The sequence below is a fragment of the Solemya velum gill symbiont genome, assembly GCF_002020255.1.
In the GTDB taxonomy this organism is placed as follows: domain Bacteria; phylum Pseudomonadota; class Gammaproteobacteria; order Chromatiales; family Chromatiaceae.
This window is the reverse complement of the sequence record NZ_MPQG01000004.1, coordinates 40292-62693: the sequence shown is the minus strand read 5'-3', so window position 1 is coordinate 62693 and position 22402 is coordinate 40292. Positions and strand designations below refer to the sequence as shown.

Here is a 22402-nt window from a genome sequence, read left to right as displayed (position 1 = left end):
TAGCCCTCCGTGGCCACCTGGTCCCTTGCTGGATGCCCGGAGAGGCATCTATTGACTCGTTAACAAGTCTAGTACATAAGGGGGCTTTTGCCATTTGCATTTCTTATGGTGAATATGGTGATAAAGTTGGCGATATGGGAAAGGGGAGAGCATGAAGTACAGAGATTTACGGGATTTTATCGCCAGGCTCGAGGAGATGGGAGAGCTGAAACGTATCAACGTTGAAGTTGATCCATTTCTCGAGATGACAGAAATCTGTGACCGCACCTTGAAAGCCGGAGGTCCGGCTCTTCTGTTTGAGAAAGTTAAGGATTCGGACATACCGGTACTTGGCAATCTCTTTGGTACCCCGGAGCGCGTGGCGTTGGGTATGGGCGAAGAGTCCGTGTCGGCTCTTAGAGAAGTTGGCACCTTGTTGGCGCAGCTCAAGGAGCCGGAAGCGCCGAAGGGTATGCGTGATGCGCTTGAGAAGATGCCGGTATTTAAAAAGGTGCTCGACATGGCACCGAAGAAGGTCAAAAAAGCCCTGTGCCAGGAAGTTGTTGTAGAGGCTGGTGATGTCGACCTCTCTAAAATACCTGTGCAGACGTGCTGGCCGGGTGATGCCGGCCCGTTAATCACATGGGGGCTGGTGGTCACGCGTGGCCCCGAAAAACCGAGGGCCAATCTCGGTATCTACCGCATGCAGGTGATCGGCAAGAACCGTGTCATTATGCGTTGGCTTGCACACCGTGGTGGAGCGCTCGATTTTCGCGACTGGCAGAACGCACATCCTGGCGAGCCTTTTCCTGTTTCAGTTGCATTGGGAGCGGATCCGGCAACAATTCTCGGAGCCGTAACCCCGGTTCCCGACTCGCTTTCTGAATATGCCTTTGCAGGCCTGCTGCGTGGCTCACGCACTGAGGTGGTGAAGTCGATCGGCAGTGATCTGATGGTGCCTGCATCGGCCGAAATCATTCTTGAGGGTCATCTACATCCTGATGATATGGCCGATGAGGGGCCTTTTGGAGACCATACGGGTTATTACAATGAGGTGGAGAGCTTTCCTGTCTTCATCATCGATCGTATCACTATGCGTGAAAAGCCGATCTATCACAGTACTTACACAGGTCGTCCACCTGACGAGCCGGCAGTACTCGGTGTGGCGCTCAACGAGGTGTTCGTTCCGATACTGCAGAAGCAGTTTCCGGAGATTGTCGATTTCTATCTGCCACCGGAAGGTTGCTCCTACCGTATGGCTGTTGTCAGCATGAAAAAACAGTATGCAGGACATGCCAAGCGCGTGATGTTCGGCGTCTGGTCATTTCTGCGCCAGTTCATGTATACCAAGTTTGTGATTGTCACGGATGATGATGTCAATGTACGCGACTGGAATGACGTGATCTGGGCAATGACAACGCGCATGGATCCGGCGCGCGATACCGTGCTGGTCGAGAATACCCCGATCGACTATCTTGATTTTGCCTCGCCGGTTTCCGGTCTCGGTTCAAAGATGGGTATGGATGCCACCAACAAGTGGCCAGGTGAGACGGATCGAGAGTGGGGTGAGCCGATTGAGATGGATGCAGAGGTCAAGGCGCGAGTCGATGCGATCTGGAGTGATCTGGGTATCAATTGACCATAATCATCGCGATGAGAAGTCAATTCCTGCCATAATTAATTGCAAAGCAATAAACTCCCGGGAACGATAGATGAGCAAGAGCATCAAGGGCACTCAAACAGAAATCAACCTGATGAAAGCGTATGCAGGAGAAGCGCAAGCAAGAAACAGGTATACCTACTTCGCCGGCGCAGCGAAGAAAGAGGGGCTGGTTCAGATCGCCGATATTTTCGAGGAGACCGCGAATCAGGAAAAGGAGCATGCAAAACGCTTCTATAAGTTCCTTGAAGGTGGAAATATTGAAATAACCGAGATTTTTCCGGCTGCACCAATTGGCACAACCCTTGAGAACCTGGTCGCTGCTGCAGAAGGTGAGGAGCATGAGTGGGAGGAGATGTATCCCGCGTTTGCTCAAATAGCACGGGAAGAGGGCTTTGATGAAATTGCAGAGGCATTCGATGCAATCTCGATTGCCGAAAAGCAGCATGGCAAGCGCTACAGGGATCTGGCGAGCAACCTGCAGGAAGGAAAGGTCTTTAAAAGAAACGGCAAGGTTGTGTGGCGTTGCAGAAACTGCGGTTACCTGCATGAGGCAGAAGAGGCGCCGGACAAATGCCCGGCATGCCTGCATTCAAAGGCCTATTTTGAATTGCTGGGTGAGAACTGGTAATCAGGCATCTTGGTTTCCAGGCCGTGGCTAGGGCGCCCATCCTAAAGAGCGTGGTAGCAAGTAATCTGATAATGGAATCAATCAGCCACGTGCCTTGGCTCGCCGCTTCAGCCACACTTCCAGTCCTTGTGCATTGAGTTCCAGGTCGCTGCTGAGAAACTCCAGGATCTGCTCTTTACTCATATCAGCACCGTGGTCGATGATCTGCTGTGCAGTCAGGTCGCCGAGCTCTCCCTTGATGCGCTCATGGCGGCCCGCCTCTTCTCCCTCTTCACTGATAGCAATCTCGGAGATCGCATCAATATTCCTGTGCAGTTGCTGCGCGAGTGATTCAAGGTCGGTCACCCGGCTGTAGTGGGTCAGCAGCATGGCTGATGGATTGAGTGCCATCAGCTTGTCGATGCTCTGGTGCCATGCATCCGGGTCAAAGGCAACAGGGGTGGATGGAGCAAAGATGTAATCGCCCTTATCAGTCTTTAGTTCACGATAGGAGAGGCCGAAGGTATCACCGGTGACGATGGCGCGTGACTTGCTGTCAAGAATGCAGCCGTGGTGATTAGCATGCCCGGGGGTGTCGTAAAAGGTCAGGGTGCGGCCATTGAGGTCAAAAGTGTCACCATCCTGTGCAGCAATGACGCGCTCCTCGTCAACCGGCAGCAGGGTGCCGTAGTCGTTTGCGAAGCGCTCTTCACCGTAGACGGCAGTCGCCCCTGCCACGATTCTCGACGGATCGATCATGTGGGGTGCGCCCTTCGGGTGGATCACCAGTTGTGCATTGGCGCAATCTGCCATCAGTTGTCCGACCCCACCGGCGTGGTCGAGATGCACATGGGTCGGAATCACGTATTTAACATTATCACGTGTGAGACCAAGCACATTGAGCAGTGCATAGACTGTTGGTGCGGTGAAATTGGTACCTGTATCAAGAATGGCAGCGGCATCTCCCTCACGAATCAGGTAACAGGCTGCCATCTTCGGGCGCAAAAAGCCTGTATCGATACAGTAGATGTCGTCGCCCAGCTCTTCCCAGTTTTTTTCTATGCTCATGGTGAATAATGGTATTGTGCAAAGCACAAATCATATCAGGATTAAATCCGGCTTGCAGTCATCCGGCAGGCAGTTTTTTTACACGGGATTATCAATGTCGATAAAGCGGTGGCTGATACCAAATTCTTCCGCAATTCGCTCGCCCAATGCCTGTACACCGTAGCGCTCAGTGGCATGATGGCCGGCTGCAAAGTAGTGAATGCCGAGTTCACGTGCGGAATGAAAAGTGTGCTCGGAGATTTCACCACTGATGTAGGCATCGGCCCCGAGCGCCGCCGCCTCGTTGATATAGCCCTGTGCACCACCAGTACACCAGGCAACTTTGCTGATCAATCCGTTGCCACCATCAATATGCAACGGTAAGCGCCCAAGTGCCTGTGCCAGCTGGCCGGCCATCTGGATGGAATCCATAGGTTTAGCAGTTTCAGCTGCCCACAAGAGCCCCCTGGGGTCGTCAATCGGCGCCATTTGCTGGAAGCCGAGAAGTTGCCCCAGTTGCGCATTGTTGCCGAGTTGTATGTGAGCATCGAGTGGCAGATGGTAGGCGAGCAGGCTGATGTTATGCTGTATCAGCTTCCTGATACGCCGGGCTTTCATGCCGGTCAGGACTTGGGCCTCACCTTTCCAGAAGTAACCGTGATGCACGAGTATGGCATCTGCTCCGGCCTCGATGGCACCATCAATCAGTGCCTCACATGCGGTGACGCCTGATACAATTGACGTTATCGGTCTCAGCCCCTCGACCTGCAATCCATTCGGGCAGTAGTCATCAAACTGCCCTGTATCGAGCAGTTGTGAGCACCAGTTGGCGAGTGTTTCGGGTTGGATCATCGGGATCTGGCCATATATTGTAATTAAATCATTCTACATCGAAAGTGGAAATAACCCATGCTGAAAAGTCTACGCTTCATTTTCATCTCGGTATTCGCGGGCGTTGTTGCTGCAGCCATTATTCTCTCGCTTGGCAGCGATGACGACAAACAAGTCACACTGGTCACGAATACGGCTGCACCTTCCGGGCCAGTGGTCCAGGGTCCATATTCCTATGCGGATGCGGTTGGCCAGGCATCGACCTCGGTGGTCAATATTTATGCGACAAAAATTCGTCAGCAACGTATCAGTCCGCTGTTCGACGATCCCTTCTTTCGTAACTTTTTCGGTGACGCGTTCCGTGGCCTGGGTGAGCAGGGCAGAACACGCAAGGAGAACAGCCTGGGATCAGGCGTTATCGTTGACCCGCGTGGCTATATCGTCACCAATAACCACGTCGTCGCCGATGCCGACGAAATCAAGGTTGTGCTGAGTGATGGAACCGACCTGGAAGCAGAGGTTGTCGGAACCGATCCTGAATCCGATGTTGCCGTGTTACGTGTCGATAATGGCAAACTGCCGGCGATAACGCTTGGCCTGTCGGAAAATCTTCGAGTCGGTGACGTGGTGCTTGCGATTGGTAATCCCTTCGGTGTGGGCCAGACGGTGACCATGGGGATCGTCTCTGCAACCGGCCGTAACCAGCTTGGCATCACCAGTTTCGAAAATTTCATCCAGACGGATGCGGCTATTAACCCGGGTAATTCAGGTGGTGCGCTGATCGATGCGCGCGGAAATCTTGTTGGTATCAATACGGCTATTTTCAGCAAAAGCGGTGGTTCACAGGGTGTCGGATTTGCGATTCCCGTGGATATGGTGCATGGGATCATGGAGCAGCTGGTTGAGCACGGCGAGGTCAGTCGTGGCTGGCTGGGCATGGCGGGACAGGACGTAACCAGGGCGCTGGCTGAATCCTTTGGACTGGAAAATGTAGACGGCGTGCTGATATCAACAGTTTATCGTGACGGACCTGCGCACAAAGCGGATATCCTGCCAGGTGACGTGGTTACCACTATTAATGGCAATCGTATTGAGACAGCTGCTGACATTATCAACCTTGTCGCTTCGCTCCCTCCCGGAGAGAAGGTCAGCGTGACGGGATGGCGTGAAGGAGAGCCCTTCGAACGTGTGGTCAAGCTTGGCAGGCGCCCGACGACAAACGAACGATAGATTGTGATTCCGCTATTCCGGATCAGGGAAGAGAGGAGTAGATGACCCAGCCCTGGTAAGAGACATAACCGATCAGCAGTAGCAGGCCACCGATACGATTGATGTGGCGCACGCCCTTTGCTGTCCAGGCGAGACCGACAATGGCAAATGTCAGCACCATCATCGCGGGCATGTCACGACTCAGCAGAACATCGTCGACGACACCCGGTGCAATTAGCCCCGGAATCGAGAAGACCGCGAGCAGATTGTAGAGGTTCGAGCCGATCACATTACCAAGGGCCAGGTCTGGCTCGCCCTTCAGCGCGCTTGCCATACTGGTGGCAAGTTCGGGCAGGCTGGTACCCAGGGCCACGATTGTCAGGCCGATAACCAGGTCACTTACACCAAGCCAGCTTGCGACTTCAACTGATCCCCAAACTAGGATTTTCGATGCAAAAACCAGCAATAAGAGTCCGGATCCGAGCCATAGAAGGGCTTTCCCTGTCGACATGGTCTTGGGGATTTCGGCTTCCAGGTCTTCGAGCATCGGGTCCCTTGCACTACCGGAGACAGCCACTCGCCACATCAGGAAGAGAACTCCGGCAAGCATGAAGATGAGTAACAGGCCATCATAAAATCCTAGTTCGCCATCTATAACGAGAAGCAGCGCCGTGATGGTAACGACTAGAAGTATTGGATATTCACGCCGAAGGACTTGTGAACTGACACTGAGAGGGATGACAAGAGCCGTGAGGCCGAGTATCAGGCCGACATTTGCAATATTTGAGCCGACCGCGTTGCCGATGGCGAGACCTGCATTGCCATCGACAGCGGCGGTCAGTGCGACCAGAATTTCAGGTGCAGAGGTGCCGAAGCCAACGACCGTGAGGCCGATGACGAGGGTAGAGACACCAAGGTTGTTTGCCAGTGCGGCAGCGCCGTTAACGAAGTGATCGGCGCTCCATACCAGCAACGCAAATCCGGCAAGGATCGCGAGAAACTCAAGCCACATAAAATCTGGTCTTTAATTCTGTCAGAAGCGCGGATTGTTTCAGATTAGACGCAATGCGACAAGCGGCACTGTCAGCGGTTTTTTCTGACAGGGCAGAATTTGCTGGTGCGGCTGGCTTCAGGTACGAGCGCTGCAATTCGCTTGGCGAGGTAGATGCCACGTTGCCCCGGTGGTAGCTCTTGAGCCTTTTCCTGCCATTGACGAATCATTTTCTCCTGCAGTTGCCCGGATTCACCAGCTGATGCCATTGCAGGAAGTAAGGCAAGAAGTAAAACAGGAAGGTATTTGTGCATAGTGACAGCCCTCGGGTCTGTCAGGAATATATATCTGGAGTATAGTCAAGACTAATAGCTTTCTTCCCATATCACAACAAAAGGAAAGGTGCCGAAGGCTGGGCGGATCAGGGATGGGATTATGCTATGCTTTTGACGCATGGATTGCTTGACCTGTAACAGAAGCAGACGCAGAATGCCTATCAATATGAAAACCTCCGGACCCCAGCCAGCATGAGTGCCCTGGTCAGCATCAGAAACCTGCATTTTTCGCGTGGAGATCGAGCCATTTTCAATGGCGTCGACCTTGATATACCGCGTGGCAAGATCACAGCGATCATGGGGCCCAGTGGCACCGGTAAAACCACCCTGCTGAAACTGATCGCCGGCCAGCTTGTGCCTGACCAGGGAGAAATTACAGTTGACGGGCAACGTATCGATCAATTGTCGACAAAAGAGCTGTATGCGTTACGAACGCGCATGGGCATGCTGTTCCAGAGCGGTGCCCTGCTGACCGATCTGAATGTCTACGAAAATGTTGCCTATCCATTGCGCGAGCATACGGGCCTGCCGGAAAGCATGATCCGCAAGCTGGTACTCATGAAGCTTGAGGCGGTTGGTTTGCGTGGTGCACGTTACCTGATGCCGGCAGAGCTGTCCGGCGGCATGGCGCGTCGCGTGGCAATGGCGAGGGCGATTGCACTCGATCCAATGATGATTCTATATGATGAGCCCTTTACCGGGCAGGATCCCATTTCAATGGGCGTGCTCGTTGACCTGATCCGGCGTCTCAACGATGCAGCTCATCTTACATCCGTGATGGTGTCGCACGATGTACCTGAAAGCATGTCGATAGCGGACTATATCTGCGTGATTTCAGGCGGAAAAATAATCGAGACGGGCACACCAGAACAACTCAGCGCCTCAAACAATCCATGGACGCACCAGTTTATTCATGCTGAATCAGATGGCCCTGTACCTTTTCATATGGGTGCACCCTCAAAAGAGGTTGATTTTCTGGGGATTGACGAATGAACTGGCTTGCATCGATTGGCCACAGGGGAATTAATGTATTGCGCAACCTAGCACGGGCGCTGTTGCTGCTGCTAGCTATTCTGCGTGCCCCACAGGGCCTGGTTACACGCTTCCGTGAATTTCTGGCTCAGCTCTACTCGGTTGGTGTACTGTCACTGTTGATCATCTCGGTGTCGGGTGTTTTTGTCGGCATGGTGCTTGGCCTGCAGGGTTACTATATTCTGTCGCGTTTTGCTGCGGAATCGACTCTCGGGGTGTTTATTGCAGCATCACTGGTTCGTGAGCTGGGCCCCGTGGTTACAGCCTTGCTGTTTGCCGGCAGGGCGGGTTCTGCACTGACTGCAGAGATTGGCCTGATGAAGGCTACAGAGCAGCTTTCGGCGCTTGAAATGATGGCGGTCAATCCTGTTTCGAGGCTGCTGGTGCCACGTTTTTTTGCCGGACTTGTTTCAGTTCCCCTGCTTGCCGCGATGTTCAATGCACTCGGCGTGCTGGGTGGTTATTTTGTGGGTGTCGGGCTAATGGATGTCGATGCAGGCACATTCTGGGCGCAAATGCAGTCCCAGGTTGATTTTAACAAGGATATAATTAACGGCGTGATCAAAAGCGTTGTTTTTGGTGTCATATGTACATGGATTGCGCTGTTTCAGGGCTATGAGGCTGTACCTACTTCAGAAGGAATCAGTCGCGCAACAACAAGAACCGTCGTACACTCATCACTCGCAGTACTGGGCATGGATTTTGTTCTGACTGCGCTTATGTTTGGAGATTAATGTGGCGAACAGCAGGTTTTCCCTTTTAACTGAGGCAGCCGTCGGGGCAATGATGTTGCTTGGCGGTATTGCGCTCTTTTTTCTGGCGATGCAGGTGAGCAACCTGGGTGGTTTCAAGCGTGTCAGCGGCTACCAGGTAGAGGCTCGTTTCGATAACATAGGTGGTCTCAAGGTGCGTTCGCCCGTTACCATGGCTGGTGTGCGTATCGGTGAGGTCTCCTCGATCGGATTCGATGCGACCACCTACGAGGCAGTGGTAACGCTCGACTTGCTACCTGAGTTTAACCAGGTGCCGACAGATACTTTTGCCAAGATACTGACACAAGGGATTCTCGGTGAACAGTATATCGGGCTTGATCCTGGTGGCAGTGAGCAATACCTGCAACAGGACAGTGAAATTACCATGACGCAATCAGCGTTTGTGCTGGAGGAGATTGTGGGACAATTTCTCTTCAGTAAAGCGGAGGAGTCAGCCACAGGAGGTGGATTTTGAACAGCGGAGAAAGAGCGATGAAAAAGAGTTTGATCTGGAGCTTTCTGGTTTCCTTGCTCTTTATTGCTCCTGTCACAATGGCGGCGGATGAAGATGTCATCAAAGTGGTTGATGATGCGGCACAGAAGGTTTTGAAACGCTTCGAATCACGTAAGGATGAGCTCAAGGCACATCCCGGGCGCATACATGACGCGGTGGCTGACCTGGTTAAACCGCATTTTGATTTTAATGCCCTGACGCAGTCGGCCATGGGTAAACACTGGCGTCGTGCATCCTCAGCAGATAAGAGGTCTGTCGTTAAAGCCTTCAGCGAGTTGCTCATACGTACCTATGGTTCGGCGCTACTGAACTACTCCGGCAAGCCGATTGAATACGGAGAAGCAAGGCGCTCAAAGGATAACTTGCGAGTGCTTGTTCCGAGCAAGGTGACAACCGCATCCGGGAGCCTGGTGACGATTGACTATATTCTGCACAAGCCCGGAAGGGCATGGCTGGTTTCTGATGTCAAGATTGAGGGTATCAGCCTGGCAGCAAACTACCGCACCAGTTTTGCCAACGAGATTCGTTCAGGTGGTGTAACGGGCCTTGTTGCCAAGCTTGAAGAACGTAACAAGGCGTTGGTGAATTAATGCCGGCAATCCTGAACTCCCCTGATGGTTCAGGTCGGTTGCAGCTGTCGGGTCAACTCGACTTTTCATCTGTTACGGGCTTGCGTTCTTCACTCTCCCCGTTTCTGAAAAGAGGATCTCGGCTGGAGATTGATTTCAAGGCTGTCGACAGGACTAACAGTGCCGCGCTGGCACTACTGCTGCAATGGCAACAGGATGCACTTGACCGGAATTGCCGCATCAATTTTGTCAATCTGCCCGAGAAACTGATCGATATTGCCGAGCTGCATGGCATCAAGGGTCTTCTGCCCATCTCCTGAAATAGCTCCAAACCTGACCCGGGAGCCAAATTCCAGTACAATGGCCTCCTTTTTTCGCCACAGGCCGCACAGGATCCGGTATCTATGGATAAGCTAGTCATAACAGGCAATGGCCCACTATCGGGCGAGGTGCGCATATCCGGCGCCAAAAATGCCGCGCTTCCAATACTTGCTGCAACACTGCTCGCAAGTGACCGTGTCGTGATCGGTAATATGCCACATCTGCAGGATGTCACCACTACAATCGCCTTGTTGGGACAGATGGGTGCAGATATCACTGTGACTGACCGTATGCACCTCGAGGTTAATGCCAGCACGGTGACCAGCTGTGAGGCGCCCTACGAACTGGTCAAGACGATGCGCGCATCAATTCTCGTTCTTGGCCCGACACTGGCACGTTTCGGTGAGGTTGCAGTATCGCTTCCAGGTGGCTGTGCGATTGGATCACGCCCTGTCAATCTGCATATAGACGGCCTGCGCGCCATGGGTGCTGATATCGAGGTTGAAAACGGTTTTATCCGTGCGAAAACTGATCGACTCAAGGGCGCCACCCTGGTACTGGACATGGTGACAGTGACGGGAACGGAGAACCTGATGATGGCGGCAACCCTGGCCGATGGCATCACCGTCATAGAGAATGCGGCGCGCGAGCCTGAAGTCGTCGACCTTGCAAATTTCCTCAATGCCATGGGTGCAAAGGTATCCGGGGCTGGCAGTGACACTATAACCATCGAGGGTGTTGAGTCACTCGGCGGTGGCAGTTATGACGTCATGCCCGACCGTATTGAGACAGGAACCTTCCTTGTTGGTGCTGCTATTACGCGAGGCAAGATCAAGGTCAGGGACACGGATCCGGAAAGCCTGGATGCAGTATTGCAGAAACTGCGCGAGGCAGGTGCCGTGATTGAGACCGGCGATGACTGGATCTCTCTCGATATGGAAGGGCGCAGACCAAAGGCGGTCGATATCCATACTGCTCCCTATCCGGCATTCCCTACTGACATGCAGGCACAGTTCTGTGCAATGAACGCGGTTGCTGAAGGGGTCGGCATGGTCACCGAGAATGTTTTCGAGAACCGCTTCATGCATATTAATGAATTGCAACGTATGGGTGCTGATATCACGGTCGAGGGAAAGACAGCTGTTATCAGGGGGATCGAACGACTCACTGGTGCGCCCGTTATGGCAACAGATCTACGTGCATCGGCAGGACTGGTCCTCGCCGCCCTGGCGACAGATAACGACACCCTGGTTGATCGTATTTACCACATCGATCGTGGTTACCAGAATATTGAAGAGAAGCTTGAGGGGCTTGGCGCCCGCATCAAGCGCATAGCGGGATAAGGCGATGCAGTTTGATACACCATTAACAATAGCGCTCTCCAAGGGCAGAATTTACAAGCAGACAATGCCGCTGCTGAAACATGCCGGTATTGAGCCACTGGATGATCCTGAGACCAGTCGCAAGCTGATTCTGGATACGAACCATGAGCAGGTGAAGCTGGTCATTATCCGTGCAACCGATGTACCTACCTACGTGCAGTGGGGTGCAGCAGATGTTGGCGTAGCAGGCAAGGATGTATTGTTGGAACATGGCGGTGAAGGCCTTTATGAACCACTCGACCTCGAGATTGCTCGCTGCCGCCTGATGGTTGCGGGCAGACACGGTGCCTCGCTTGAAGGCGACCCGTTGCGGATTGCGACAAAATACGTTCACTCGGCACGCGACTACTTTGCTGCGCGTGGACAGCAGGTTGATATCATCAAGCTCTATGGCTCAATGGAGCTTGCACCACTGGTTGGCCTTTCTGACCTGATTGTTGACCTGGTTGAATCCGGCAATACCCTCAAAGCAAATGGGCTTGAGCCGCTTGAGCATATTGCCGATATCAGTTCTCGCCTGGTAATTAACAAGGCGGCATGGAAAATGAAACACAACACCATTATGCAATTGACCGATCTGCTGAAACAGGCAGTTGAGCAAAATCGCTGACGGGGCACAGATATGGCAGCAATTAGACGACTCGATTCAAATAATGCGGGCTTTCAGGAAGAGCTGGAGGCACTGTTGGCATGGGACTCTGTTTCCAATGCAGAGGTAAACAGCATCGTAGACGAGATCATCGCTGGTATTCGCGAAGAGGGTGATGCCAGCCTGATTGAACTGACAGCGAAACTTGATCGCTGGCAGCCATCATCGGCTACTGACCTCGAAATTCCGCATCAGCGTATGCAACAGGCACTCGAGGCGATTCCGTCAGAACAGCGTGAAGCGCTGGAAAAGGCTGCTGAACGTATTCGCGCCTATGCAGAACACCAGAAAATGAACGACTGGAGCTACACTGAGGATGACGGCACACTGCTGGGTCAGCAGGTGACGCCACTCGATCGTGTTGGTCTCTATGTCCCAGGCGGCAAGGCAGCCTATCCCTCGTCAGTATTGATGAATGCAGTGCCAGCCAAGGTTGCCGGTGTCGGGGAGCTGATCATGGTCGTTCCGACACCTGACGGCGAACTGAATGAACTGGTACTCGCAGCAGCAGCTGTCTCCGGTGTTGACCGGGCATTCGCGATTGGTGGTGCGCAGGCAGTTGCTGCACTGGCTTATGGCACCGAGACAATACCGGGTGTCGACAAGGTTGTTGGTCCGGGAAATATATTCGTTGCCACCGCAAAACGTGCCGTGTTCGGCCAGGTTGGCATCGACATGGTTGCCGGACCCTCAGAAATTCTCGTTGTCTGTGATGGCAAAACCGATCCGGAATGGATCGCCATGGACCTCTTTTCCCAAGCTGAACATGACGAGGATGCACAGTCGATTCTCGTCTCTTCTGATGGTGATTTTCTCGATCAGGTTGCAGCCGCAATCGAAAAGCTGCTGCCGACCATGGAGCGTAGTGACATGATCACCACGGCACTTGAGGCGCGTGGTGCCCTGATCAAAACGAGTGACATGGAGGAGGCTGTTGAGGTCGCAAACTTTATTGCGCCGGAACACCTTGAGCTTTCTGTAGAAGATCCGCTGACAATGGCAAAATCGATTCGTCATGCGGGAGCGATTTTCATGGGGCGCTACACTTCCGAGCCGCTCGGCGACTATTGTGCCGGACCCAATCACGTCTTGCCGACTTCGCGTACTGCACGCTTCTCATCGCCACTTGGTGTTTATGATTTCCAGAAGCGCTCAAGCCTAATCATGGTGTCACCGGATGGTGCAGACACACTTGGACAAGTTGCCTCTGTCCTTGCTCGCGGCGAAGGACTGACTGCCCACGCAAGAAGTGCAGAGTATCGCCTCAAGGTTAAGAAGTGAGTGAGATTGAAAAGCGAATCCGGCAATGGATTCGCCCCGAGGTCCAGGCGATCAACGCCTATCATGTTCCGCTCTCTGAAGGGCTGATCAAGCTCGACGCAATGGAAAATCCCTACACCTGGCCAGAAACAATGCGTGATGAGTGGGCAGCGCTGATTCGTGAAACGGATGTTAACCGTTACCCGGATCCGCAGGCTGCGACACTGACACAGGCATTGCGCGAGGCCATGCAGATACCTGGTGATGCGGGCGTGTTGCTGGGTAACGGTTCTGATGAAATCATCCAGATGCTTGCCCTTGCCCTGGGTGGAGAGCAGCGCGTCATTCTTTCTGTTGAGCCAAGCTTTGTCATGTACCGCATGATTGCCGAGTTCTCCGGCTTGCGTTATGTCGGCGTGCCACTCGATGCAGATGATTTTTCACTACAGCCGGAAGTGCTGCTGGCGGAAATCGCCCAACACCAGCCGGCCGTGGTTTATCTTGCTTACCCGAACAACCCTACCGGCAACCTGTTCGATATTGATGTCATCGAAAAAGTGATTGCAGTTGCGCCCGGCCTGGTTGTGATTGACGAGGCCTATTCTCCCTTCACCTATGCCAGCTTCATGCAACGAGTTGGCGATTACGACAATCTGGTTGTTATGCGTACAGTCTCGAAGATGGGGCTTGCCGGTTTACGTCTCGGCCTGCTTGCAGGACCCGCTGAATGGATCGAGCAGATCGACAAGACGCGGCTGCCATACAATATCAACCGTCTTACCCAGGTCAGCGCCAGCTTTGCGCTGAAACACAAACAGCTCTTCGATGAGCAGACAAACAGGCTGCGGGTGGAACGTGAGTCATTGCTTGCTGAGCTGGCATCGATTCCAGCTGTAAAAGTCTTTCCAAGCGAGGCAAACTTTATCCTTATAAGGCTTGAGCAGGGTGATGCATCGGAGACCTTTGATGCCATTCGAGCACAAGGTGTACTGATAAAAAACCTGTCGAACTCACACCCCTTGCTTGCAAACTGTTTGCGCGTTACTGTCGGTACACAAGAAGAGAACGCAGCATTTCTTACTGCGTTCAGGAGAGTTTACCAGCCATAAAAAGGAGTTTGGGATGAGACGTTACCTTATGCAGTATGGATCGCTGCTTGTTATTTTTCTTTTTGTACTCGCCGGTTGCGGCTCGCCGACACTCAGGTCCGCAGGATCACAGACGAATGTCGCACCTGCCCTGTGGCAGGTCACCTCAGGTGCATCTGATGTTTACCTGTTCGGTTCCTTCCATTCACTCCCTTCAAGTATCAAGTGGTATGGCGGTCCTATTGCTGATGCCTTTGAGGCTGCTAGTGAACTGGTCGTTGAGAGTGTCGATTCCCCCGAGGAGGCGCGCAATGCTTTGCTGTTGCTCGAGAGCAAGGCGTTGTTGCCGGATGGCAAGACGCTGGATGAATATGTTGACGAAGAGACTTTCACAGAGCTGATGGAGAGTGCCGACAAGCTGGGACTCAGCAGGTGGCGTGTATCGCGTTCGCAGCCCTGGTTCCTGTCAATCATGTTCGCTTATGAAGGCATGTCTCAAGTCGGCATTCACAAGGAGTACGGGGTCGACAGCCTGCTTGAACAAACTGCGGCCCAGCGTCGGATGAAAATTTCCGGTCTCGAAACTGCAGCCGAAGCACTGGATACACTCGCTAGCCAGCCGCTCAAGATACAGGTCAGGCGTTTGCAGGAGAAGCTCAGGGAGAAACAGCCACAAGTATCGCCCTTGGCCAGCCTGTTTCAAGCCTGGGCGTACGGCGATGAGAAGGGGCTCGCGCGCCTGATGCGCAAAGAGATGACCCACGAGGAGTATCAGCGTGTACTGATAGCAAGAAATCGTCGCTGGCTACCACGTGTAGAAAAGCATATTGCATCACCGGGTAAGACCATGATCGTGGTAGGTGCTGCACACCTGGTTGGTGAACAGAGCCTGGTAGCAATGCTTAAATCGAAGGGCTACGCAGTCAGCCGCATACAGTAAATCACCCCACCACTCTATAAGCCATTTTCGTCACCCCGGGCCTGACCCGGGGCCCATCAAGAACAGAGCACATGCTAATGGACGTTGGCCCAAGGCCGGCATGACGAGTTTATTTTCCATCCGCCAGTGAGGCAGAGTCAGCAGGAAAGATCACCAGGTGATCAATTTCAAGTGCAATGCCCAGCTTCTCTCCAATGGCATGGTCATGGTGGGAGTGCACAAGTGAGAGCAACTCGGTGCCACTGCCAAGCTGCAGTGTGTAGAGGTAGTTGGCACCACGGAAAACCTTCTCTGTTATCAGTGCCTTTCTGGGGCTGCAGTCGTCGTGAAGAATATCATCCGGGCGTACCAGTACACGTACCTTACTGCCAGGTTTGCAGCCTTCAGGCAGCTCCCCTTCGAGTGTTGTCAACTCGGTTTCGACCTGCATGGCATCATTGACCACACCATCGACAAAGACGCCCTGACCGATGAAATCCGCAACAAATTCGCATGCGGGTTCATGGTAGAGGTTATAGCTCGTATCAAACTGGAGGATAATTCCCTCGGAGATGACCGCGATACTATCAGCCATGGCGAAAGCTTCATGCTGATCGTGGGTGACGAGAATCGCGGTGATATTTTCACGCTTGAGTATATCCCGCACTTCAGCTGCCAGGGCTTCGCGCAGGTCCGCATCCATGCTGGAAAAGGGTTCATCCATGAGCAGGAGCTTCGGGCGTGGTGCTAGTGCGCGCGCCAGTGCAATACGCTGCTGCTGGCCTCCTGAGAGTTCATGCGGGTAGCGTGAACCGTGGCCGGGCAGGCCGATCAGTTCCAGCAGTTCAGTAACACGCCGTTTTTTGTCGTTACCCTCGAAGTGGCGGATACCAAAGGCGATATTGTCGAAAATGCTGAGATGTGGAAACAGCGCAAAATCCTGGAACACCATGCCGATCTGCCGGTGCTCAGGAGGGGTGGTGTGAGTCGGCGTACTGACACTGTTGCCGTCAATCGAGATGCGTCCATTTTTCAGTGGTTCGAAACCGGCAATGGCCCGCAGCAGGGTTGTTTTGCCGCAGCCGCTTGGGCCGAGCAGGCAGCCGATCTCACCTTCACCAAGAGCCAGGTCAACCTTGTTGACAACAATGGTTCCGTTATAGCCAATCGAGGCTTGTTCTATAGTCAGGCAGCTCACTCTTGTACTCCTCCTGCTCGCGAACGGCTGATGATTCTGCTGAGCATGATCACCGGAATGATACCGGCAGCGACGATCATCAGGGCAGGGGCACCTGCATCGGCAAGGCGCTCGTCAGATGCCATTTCGTAAGCGCGTACGGCAAGGGTGTTGAAATTAAATGGACGTAGTATCAGGGTTGCCGGGAGCTCCTTGAGTACGTCAACGAAGACCAGCAGCAGGGCCGTGACCACGGTGCCCTTCATCAAGGGCAGGTGAATCCGAGCAAGTACTCCTGTGGGTGACAGGCCGAGCGAGCGCCCGGCATCATCCATTGAGAACTTGATCTTTCCCAGTCCCGACTCAATTGCCTGGATCGATACGGAGAGAAAGCGCACTGTGTAAGCAAATACCAGGGCAAACAGGGTGCCGGAGAGAAGCAGCCCTGTCGAGATGTTGAATTGTTCGCGCATCCATGCATCGATGCTGTTGTCCAGCCACGCGAAAGGTAGCAGCACGCCAACGGCAATAACGGTACCGGGAACTGCATAGCCCATTGATGCGATGCGTACGCCGGTGTTGCTGAGCAGATTGCCCTGCAGACGTTTTCCGTATGCCAGCAGCAGCGCCAGGAGTACGGCAACCACAGCAGAGATACCGGCGAGCATCACGCTGTTCCATGCCAGCAGGGCGAATGACCAGTTGATGGTTTCAGTGGCAGTGTTAATAGCCCAGTAGAGCAGTTGCCCGGCAGGAATGATAAAGCCGAACAGGACGGGCGACAGGCATGCAATAAATGCAAGCCATGCACGCTTTCCGTGCAGTTGGTAACGGCGAATCTCCGAGTACCTGTTACTGGTATGGTGGAAGCGCGCGCGCTTGCGTGACCAGCGCTCCATGATTACCAGCAGGAAAACGAAACCGAGCAGTGTGGCTGAAAGCTGTGCAGCAGTGGCGCTGTCACCGAGGCCGAACCAGGTACGGAAAATACCGGTAGTAAAGGTGCTGACACCGAAATACTGCACTGTGCCATAGTCTGCGAGCGTCTCCATCAGCGCAAGAGAGAGGCCGGTAACGATCGCAGGTCTTGCCAGCGGCAGCGCGACACGTGTAAAGCTGCGAAACGGCGTGTTTCCGAGTGTGCGACTAACCTCCAGAACGCAAATCGACTGTTCGAGAAAAGCGGCACGTGTCAGCATGTAGACATAGGGATAGAGCACTAGTGACAACATCACCATGGCGCCACCGAGCGAACGTACTTCCGGGAACCAGTAGTCACCGTATGACCAGTCAAACCATGCGCGCATTGCACCCTGCACTGGGCCTTCGAAGTCGAGCAGCCCGGTATAGGTGTAGGCGATAATGTATGCCGGGATGGCGAGTGGCAGAAGGAGTGCCCAGGTTAGCCAGCGCCGACCGGGAAATTCACACATGCTGGTTAGCCACGCAGTGATAACACCAATACTCAGTACACCAACCGAGACACCGACCATCAACAGCAGGGAGTTGCTCACATATTCAGCGAGCAGGTTATCGACAAGATGTTGCCAGTTTTCGCTAGCGGGCAGAAACACGAAGCTTGCGATGACCAGCACAGGCAGAGCCATCAGGAAGGCGATGCCAATGATACCGAGGTTCCACAGGTTGATCAGGGACCTGGGGAACCAGTAGAGATTGGACGGTATCGAAAGCGTTGGCATGGCTGGAGAATATTATCAGATAAAGGCGCGTTGCATCCGGGTGCTCACCGCTTGCAGCACGCCCTTGTCAGCGTTTTGATTAACGCCAGCCAGCGCGATCCATCAACCGCACAGCATCAGCATTGAGTTCGCCAAGCCTGGCCAGGCTGAGGTTATCAGGCTTGAAGTCGCCCCATGATTTCAGAATCTCGCTCGTACCCGCGCCTTCGACAACCGGGTATTCATTATTGGCTTCTGCGTACCACAGTTGGGATTCAGGGCTGACAAGAAACTCGATCAACTTGATCGCATTCTCCCTGTTAGTAGCGGCCTTGGTGACACCCACACCGGAGACATTGACATGGGTGCCGCGCCCATCCTGGTTGGGCCAGAAGATGGCAACTGAATTGGCTGCCTTGATCTGTGCATAATCGCCCGAGATGAGCATGCCGCCATAGTAGTAGGTGTTTGCAATGGCGATATCGCACTGGCCTGCTGCAGCCGCCTTGATTTGGTCACGGTCTCCGCCCTTGGGCGGACGTGCAAAATTGCCCACAAATGCGTCAGCCCACTGCTGTGTTGCTTCCGCGCCATTATGGGCAATCATCGAGGCAACCAGTGACTGGTTGTAGATATTGTTCGAGGAACGAATGCAGATACGTCCTTTCCACTTCTTGTCGGTAAGTGCCTCGTAGGTGGAGAGCTCTTCCGGTTTGACGCGATCCTTGGCATAGAAAATCGGGCGCGCCCGGACCGACAATCCGAACCAGTAGCCCTCCGGATTGCGCAGGTGTGGCGGAACGACCGTATTGAGCTTTTCTGATTTGACCTGCTGCAGCAGGCCGGCGCTATGTGCACGATGCAGTCTGCCGGAATCGGTGGTAATCAGCAGATCGGCGGGTGAGTTGGCGCCTTCAGACTGGAGACGTTTGAGCAGGGCATCCGCCTTGCCGGTGACCAGGTTGACCTTGATGCCGGTCTCCCGGGTGAATTGATCGAGAAGCGGCTTGATCAGCGCCTCTTTGCGTGCAGAGTAGAGGTTAGCTTCTTCGCTGGCAGCCATGCTAGCGTTGCTGCCAAACAGCAGGATGACGACAGCAAAGAGTGCCTTGGTTATATTCATGTTCGATGTTTCCCGGAGTAGTTTGTAAACTCAACGAAAATCATCTTACTGCAAATGAGAATGATTCGCAATAGTAATCATGTGGCAATATTACCTGCTATAGACTGATCAGAAAACGATTGTTCTATTCCGATAGGCGAGAACTCGGTGCTGCAGGTGTTGCCAAATGGCACGTGCGAGAACGATTTTCTCTAGATCACGTCCCTTGCGAACCAGGTCGTCGATCGAGTGTTCATGGCTGACACGCACCACGTCCTGTTCGATGATGGGGCCTGCATCAAGATCGGCAGTCACATAGTGGCTGGTTGCACCGATAATCTTGACGCCACGTTCGTAGGCGGCGTGGTAGGGGCGTGCGCCTGCAAAGGCTGGCAGGAACGAGTGGTGAATATTGATGACCTTGTGTGGCCAGGCTGACACGAAATCCTCACTGAGAATCTGCATGTAGCGTGCCAGCACAACGAAATCAACGCCATAGTGCTGCAGTAATTCGAGCTGTTTCTGCTCCTGCTGGGCCTTGTTTTCCTTATTTACCGGCAGGCAATGAAAATCGATACCAAGACGTTCAACCGCGGGTCTGAGAGTTTCGTGATTACTGATGACCAATGGAATTTCGACGCGCCATTCGCCAGTCTCGTAACGTGCAAGAATGTCGTAAAAACAGTGTGAGTGCTGTGAAACGAACAGTGCCATGCGCTGTACGTGGTCAGTGAATTCAAGTGACCACTCCATCTGCATCTCTCTGCCTAATGCATCTGCAAAAGCGGCATCGATATCTTCTCGTTCCAGGTCGAACTGGTCGAGTGACCAGGCCACGCGCATGAAAAACATACCCTGTTCTGGATCAACATACTGATCGAGCGCAGTGACATTGCCGCCGTGACGGAAAATAAAATCGGTCACTGCACGTACGATACCGCGCTGGTCTGGGCAGTGGATGAGCAGAATGGCGCTGTTGAGATGGTCTGTCATGGATTACACGCCATACTCTTCAGAATAGGCGAGAATCGGTTTCAGCCATTTATTGTATTCAGGCATCTCTTCGACGAAAGTAATCAAGTCTTCAAGATGAGCGATCGCACTGACAGGAATACCGATATCAGATTCAACTTCCTGAACGGCTGATGTCTCACCCTGGCCGCGTTCCTGGCGGTCGAGAGCGATCACAACACCGGCAGGTTCTGCATTCTGTTCGCGAATGATGTCGACCGATTCACGTACGGAGGTGCCAGCAGAGATGACATCATCAATGATGAGAACACGCCCTTCCAGAGGGTGACCGACGATAATACCGCCTTCGCCATGGTCTTTTGCCTCTTTACGATTGAAGGCGTAAGCGACGTCGATATCATGGTTGTCTGCAAGTGCGGCAACGGTAACAGCTGCCAACGGAATGCCTTTGTATGCCGGGCCGTAGAGCACGTCAAACTGGATATCGCTGTCAACGATCGTCTGTGCGTAGTAACGCCCGAGTTCGGCAAGGCTGAGGCCGGTGTTGAAGAGCCCGGTGTTGAAAAAGTAGGGGCTCAGACGGCCTGATTTCAGGGTGAATTCACCAAAGCGAAGAACCTCTTTGTCGAGGGCAAATTTGAGAAAGCTGCGCTGATAATCTTGCATTTTCTTTACAGTTTGTGTGCGAATAGCGCATTGTCGGGCGATGAGGGCCTGTAATCAAGTAGAATGTGACAATTCATTAACTGCTTTGTTTGATTTATGTCCCCACGCGTTCCTTTCAGTACCAGGCCTGGCCGTCACGAGCGGCACTTCATGCGCAAACTGGATAACCCGATGTTTCCAAGGCCGATTCTCGATTACGAGGATGATGCCCTGCTGGATGCCCAGCGCCAGGATCACGAGGAGTTGCTGGAATTTATCACCGCACTGCGCAAGCTGATTGAGTCTGTCATCAACCTCAAGCCAAACGAGGAGTCACAACGTATTCTCGATCTCAAGGGAGAATTCGACAAGGCGTATGAAAAGGCCTGCACGCTGGCGGATGACCAGGCGGGTAACAAGTCAGCCATCTCAGAAATGATCAATGTCATCATGCAGGTGATTCGCAGGTCGGCCGGGGATGACCCGATGGCGCTTAAGGAGTTTGCAGACGAGGAACTCGCCAGGAGCAACCATTTTCGCCTGTGTGAACATGCGCTGGTTGCAGACCTGCTGGATCCCGATTCCCTGATTCTCGAAGATGAACTGGTTGCCGTGTTACTGGGCGCGCCCGAAGATGAATTCACTTCAGCGCTTGAGTTGTTCGATGACGAACAGCGAGCAGAGTTGGTAAAGCAGGCAGGGACTGCCATTTCCCGTTTTGATTCACCGGATTCAGATTGGCTGCAGCGTATAGAACAGATGGGAGTGTAAGTACGGGTATCGCCCCGGCCGGAACGGTTCCTTACGGTTCCCGGCATTTCCGCCATCCTTGGCGGTCAAGGAAGGGGCTCCTACAAATGCACTAAACCCCGTAGGAGTGGCGTCCCCGCCGCGATCACAATGACTCCGGTGCCGGAGTAGCGATCTAATCAGCACTTGCCTGGCTGCAGCGGTAGTTGCCAATTGTCTTATTACAGAAGAGCTCAACTGTTCCGGTAACACTGACAGTGAGAGTGCTGCTGCCAGCCTCGATGGCTGCAGGTGCTGCCTTCGCTTCCATTGCCATCATGTTCCCACGGTAGTAGGGAGTCGGTGGGCGGACATTGCCGTTGTTGATCGAGACGTTGACAAGATGGAAGTCATCAAATCCGAAAGCGCTGGCGCTCTGCTGCGCGCGCTGGCGGAATGCCTCTATTGCTTCATCGGTCAGTTTTTGCATGGCTGCTTCCCGGGCACTTCTGGATACCTTGTAAGCAAGATTCCGAATCGCCAGTTTTTCCTGCAGTACCGCGATCAGGTCACCGAGTTTTTCACTATCGCCCGATTCGAGTCGCAGTGACTGGGAAGCGCGCCATGCCTTGATGCGTTTTTTATCGTAAACAGCGTTGGTGCTGTAGTTGAGCGTTCGCACTTCGATACCGTCAATCTTTTTTGCCGTATCGACAGCCCAGTTGATCGCCTTGTTGACTTCCTTTGCTGCATGCGCAGCGTTGCCGGCCTGGAATTCAGCGTAGAGTTCTGCAACCAGCAGGTCGTTTTCAATCACCTGTGCCGCTTCTGCACTGAGGTGAACACGGTTGTATGTTTCGTCTGTTTCAGCAAGTGTATTGCCCGCGAATGCCAGGATGGAAAGTAGAAGGAGTGCAAGCACTGTACGCATAGGTTTCTCCCCGGGAATG

Annotated in this window: 24 protein-coding genes; 14 read left to right on the top strand and 10 right to left on the bottom strand. The window is 53.4% G+C overall.

The features are described 5' to 3' along the window. The first annotated feature begins 151 nt into the window (after positions 1-151). Together ubiD and rbr are read left to right on the top strand one after the other, a co-directional pair. Positions 152-1618 carry a 4-hydroxy-3-polyprenylbenzoate decarboxylase gene (gene ubiD, locus BOW06_RS04765; RefSeq protein WP_043116339.1) on the top strand — a complete coding sequence of 489 codons (1467 nt, stop codon included), beginning with the start codon at positions 152-154 and terminating at the stop codon, positions 1616-1618. A 73-nt stretch (positions 1619-1691) separates the two neighbouring features. After that, positions 1692-2270: a rubrerythrin gene (rbr, locus tag BOW06_RS04760; protein ID WP_043116341.1), complete on the top strand. Its 579-nt coding sequence runs from the start codon at positions 1692-1694 to the stop codon at positions 2268-2270. Between the two features lie 81 nt (positions 2271-2351). On the opposite strand, the gene BOW06_RS04755 is transcribed toward rbr, so the two are convergent. Together BOW06_RS04755 and BOW06_RS04750 are read right to left on the bottom strand one after the other, a co-directional pair. Further along, positions 2352-3317, bottom strand: a complete 966-nt coding sequence (locus BOW06_RS04755) for an MBL fold metallo-hydrolase (RefSeq protein WP_078459679.1) — start codon at positions 3315-3317, stop codon at positions 2352-2354. 78 nt (positions 3318-3395) lie between these two features. Then, complete coding sequence (locus tag BOW06_RS04750; RefSeq protein WP_078454003.1) at positions 3396-4148, bottom strand: Nif3-like dinuclear metal center hexameric protein; 753 nt, start codon at positions 4146-4148, stop codon at positions 3396-3398. A 57-nt stretch (positions 4149-4205) separates the two neighbouring features. Between BOW06_RS04750 and BOW06_RS04745 the strand changes: the two genes are divergently transcribed. Continuing rightward, positions 4206-5357, top strand: a complete 1152-nt coding sequence (locus BOW06_RS04745; RefSeq protein WP_078462832.1) for a Do family serine endopeptidase — start codon at positions 4206-4208, stop codon at positions 5355-5357. Between the two features lie 22 nt (positions 5358-5379). Here BOW06_RS04745 and BOW06_RS04740 read toward each other — a convergent pair whose 3' ends face one another. Both BOW06_RS04740 and BOW06_RS04735 read right to left on the bottom strand, forming a co-directional pair. Next, positions 5380-6348 carry a calcium/sodium antiporter gene (locus BOW06_RS04740; RefSeq protein WP_043116348.1) on the bottom strand — a complete coding sequence of 323 codons (969 nt, stop codon included), beginning with the start codon at positions 6346-6348 and terminating at the stop codon, positions 5380-5382. A 71-nt stretch (positions 6349-6419) separates the two neighbouring features. After that, positions 6420-6641 (bottom strand): hypothetical protein, encoded by a 222-nt coding sequence (locus BOW06_RS04735; protein ID WP_043116350.1) that lies wholly within the window; start codon positions 6639-6641, stop codon positions 6420-6422. A 213-nt stretch (positions 6642-6854) separates the two neighbouring features. Between BOW06_RS04735 and BOW06_RS04730 the strand changes: the two genes are divergently transcribed. The 10 genes from BOW06_RS04730 (at position 6855) to BOW06_RS04685 (ending at position 15169) form a co-directional block, all read left to right on the top strand. Beyond that, positions 6855-7655 (top strand): ABC transporter ATP-binding protein, encoded by an 801-nt coding sequence (locus BOW06_RS04730; RefSeq protein ID WP_043116352.1) that lies wholly within the window; start codon positions 6855-6857, stop codon positions 7653-7655. Further along, positions 7652-8428: a lipid asymmetry maintenance ABC transporter permease subunit MlaE gene (gene mlaE, locus BOW06_RS04725; RefSeq protein WP_043116353.1), complete on the top strand. Its 777-nt coding sequence runs from the start codon at positions 7652-7654 to the stop codon at positions 8426-8428. Before BOW06_RS04730 ends, mlaE begins: the two co-directional genes overlap by 4 nt. A 1-nt stretch (position 8429) precedes the next feature. Further along, a complete protein-coding gene (mlaD, locus tag BOW06_RS04720; RefSeq protein WP_043116354.1) occupies positions 8430-8921 on the top strand; it encodes an outer membrane lipid asymmetry maintenance protein MlaD in 492 nt (163 codons plus the stop codon). 17 nt (positions 8922-8938) lie between these two features. After that, positions 8939-9550 (top strand): MlaC/ttg2D family ABC transporter substrate-binding protein, encoded by a 612-nt coding sequence (locus BOW06_RS04715; RefSeq protein ID WP_078459633.1) that lies wholly within the window; start codon positions 8939-8941, stop codon positions 9548-9550. Further along, the gene (locus tag BOW06_RS04710; RefSeq protein WP_043116356.1) at positions 9550-9849 is read left to right on the top strand and encodes an STAS domain-containing protein; all 300 of its coding nucleotides are present in this window, start codon (positions 9550-9552) and stop codon (positions 9847-9849) included. Before BOW06_RS04715 ends, BOW06_RS04710 begins: the two co-directional genes overlap by 1 nt. Before the next feature lie 84 nt (positions 9850-9933). Beyond that, positions 9934-11193 (top strand): UDP-N-acetylglucosamine 1-carboxyvinyltransferase, encoded by a 1260-nt coding sequence (murA, locus tag BOW06_RS04705; RefSeq protein WP_043116357.1) that lies wholly within the window; start codon positions 9934-9936, stop codon positions 11191-11193. Between the two features lie 4 nt (positions 11194-11197). After that, entirely contained in the window at positions 11198-11842 is a 645-nt protein-coding gene (gene hisG / locus BOW06_RS04700) for an ATP phosphoribosyltransferase (protein ID WP_078453929.1), read from the top strand. Positions 11843-11854: 12 nt separating this feature from the next. Then, complete coding sequence (hisD, locus tag BOW06_RS04695) at positions 11855-13162, top strand: histidinol dehydrogenase (protein WP_043116360.1); 1308 nt, start codon at positions 11855-11857, stop codon at positions 13160-13162. After that, positions 13159-14250, top strand: a complete 1092-nt coding sequence (gene hisC, locus BOW06_RS04690; RefSeq protein ID WP_305953049.1) for a histidinol-phosphate transaminase — start codon at positions 13159-13161, stop codon at positions 14248-14250. The genes hisD and hisC overlap by 4 nt, the downstream gene beginning before the upstream one ends. Before the next feature lie 13 nt (positions 14251-14263). Then, entirely contained in the window at positions 14264-15169 is a 906-nt protein-coding gene (locus BOW06_RS04685; protein ID WP_078458809.1) for a TraB/GumN family protein, read from the top strand. A 109-nt stretch (positions 15170-15278) separates the two neighbouring features. On the opposite strand, the gene BOW06_RS04680 is transcribed toward BOW06_RS04685, so the two are convergent. The 5 genes from BOW06_RS04680 to pyrE all read right to left on the bottom strand — a co-directional run bounded on the left by BOW06_RS04680 (position 15279) and on the right by pyrE (position 20744). Continuing rightward, positions 15279-16346 (bottom strand): ABC transporter ATP-binding protein, encoded by a 1068-nt coding sequence (locus BOW06_RS04680; RefSeq protein WP_043116363.1) that lies wholly within the window; start codon positions 16344-16346, stop codon positions 15279-15281. Further along, on the bottom strand, positions 16343-18025 hold the full coding sequence (locus BOW06_RS04675) for an ABC transporter permease (RefSeq protein ID WP_043116364.1): 1683 nt from the start codon (positions 18023-18025) through the stop codon (positions 16343-16345). Before BOW06_RS04675 ends, BOW06_RS04680 begins: the two co-directional genes overlap by 4 nt. A gap of 79 nt (positions 18026-18104) precedes the next feature. Then, complete coding sequence (locus tag BOW06_RS04670) at positions 18105-19127, bottom strand: Fe(3+) ABC transporter substrate-binding protein (protein WP_078459632.1); 1023 nt, start codon at positions 19125-19127, stop codon at positions 18105-18107. A 108-nt stretch (positions 19128-19235) separates the two neighbouring features. Next, the gene (gene purU, locus BOW06_RS04665; protein WP_043116367.1) at positions 19236-20099 is read right to left on the bottom strand and encodes a formyltetrahydrofolate deformylase; all 864 of its coding nucleotides are present in this window, start codon (positions 20097-20099) and stop codon (positions 19236-19238) included. Positions 20100-20102: 3 nt separating this feature from the next. Beyond that, positions 20103-20744, bottom strand: a complete 642-nt coding sequence (gene pyrE / locus BOW06_RS04660; protein WP_078455234.1) for an orotate phosphoribosyltransferase — start codon at positions 20742-20744, stop codon at positions 20103-20105. Positions 20745-20840: 96 nt separating this feature from the next. Between pyrE and BOW06_RS04655 the strand changes: the two genes are divergently transcribed. Then, complete coding sequence (locus BOW06_RS04655) at positions 20841-21494, top strand: hypothetical protein (protein WP_143556473.1); 654 nt, start codon at positions 20841-20843, stop codon at positions 21492-21494. 154 nt (positions 21495-21648) lie between these two features. Here the strand turns inward: BOW06_RS04655 and BOW06_RS04650 are convergent, their stop codons facing one another. Beyond that, positions 21649-22383 (bottom strand): SIMPL domain-containing protein, encoded by a 735-nt coding sequence (locus tag BOW06_RS04650; protein WP_052132060.1) that lies wholly within the window; start codon positions 22381-22383, stop codon positions 21649-21651. Positions 22384-22402: the final 19 nt, after the last annotated feature.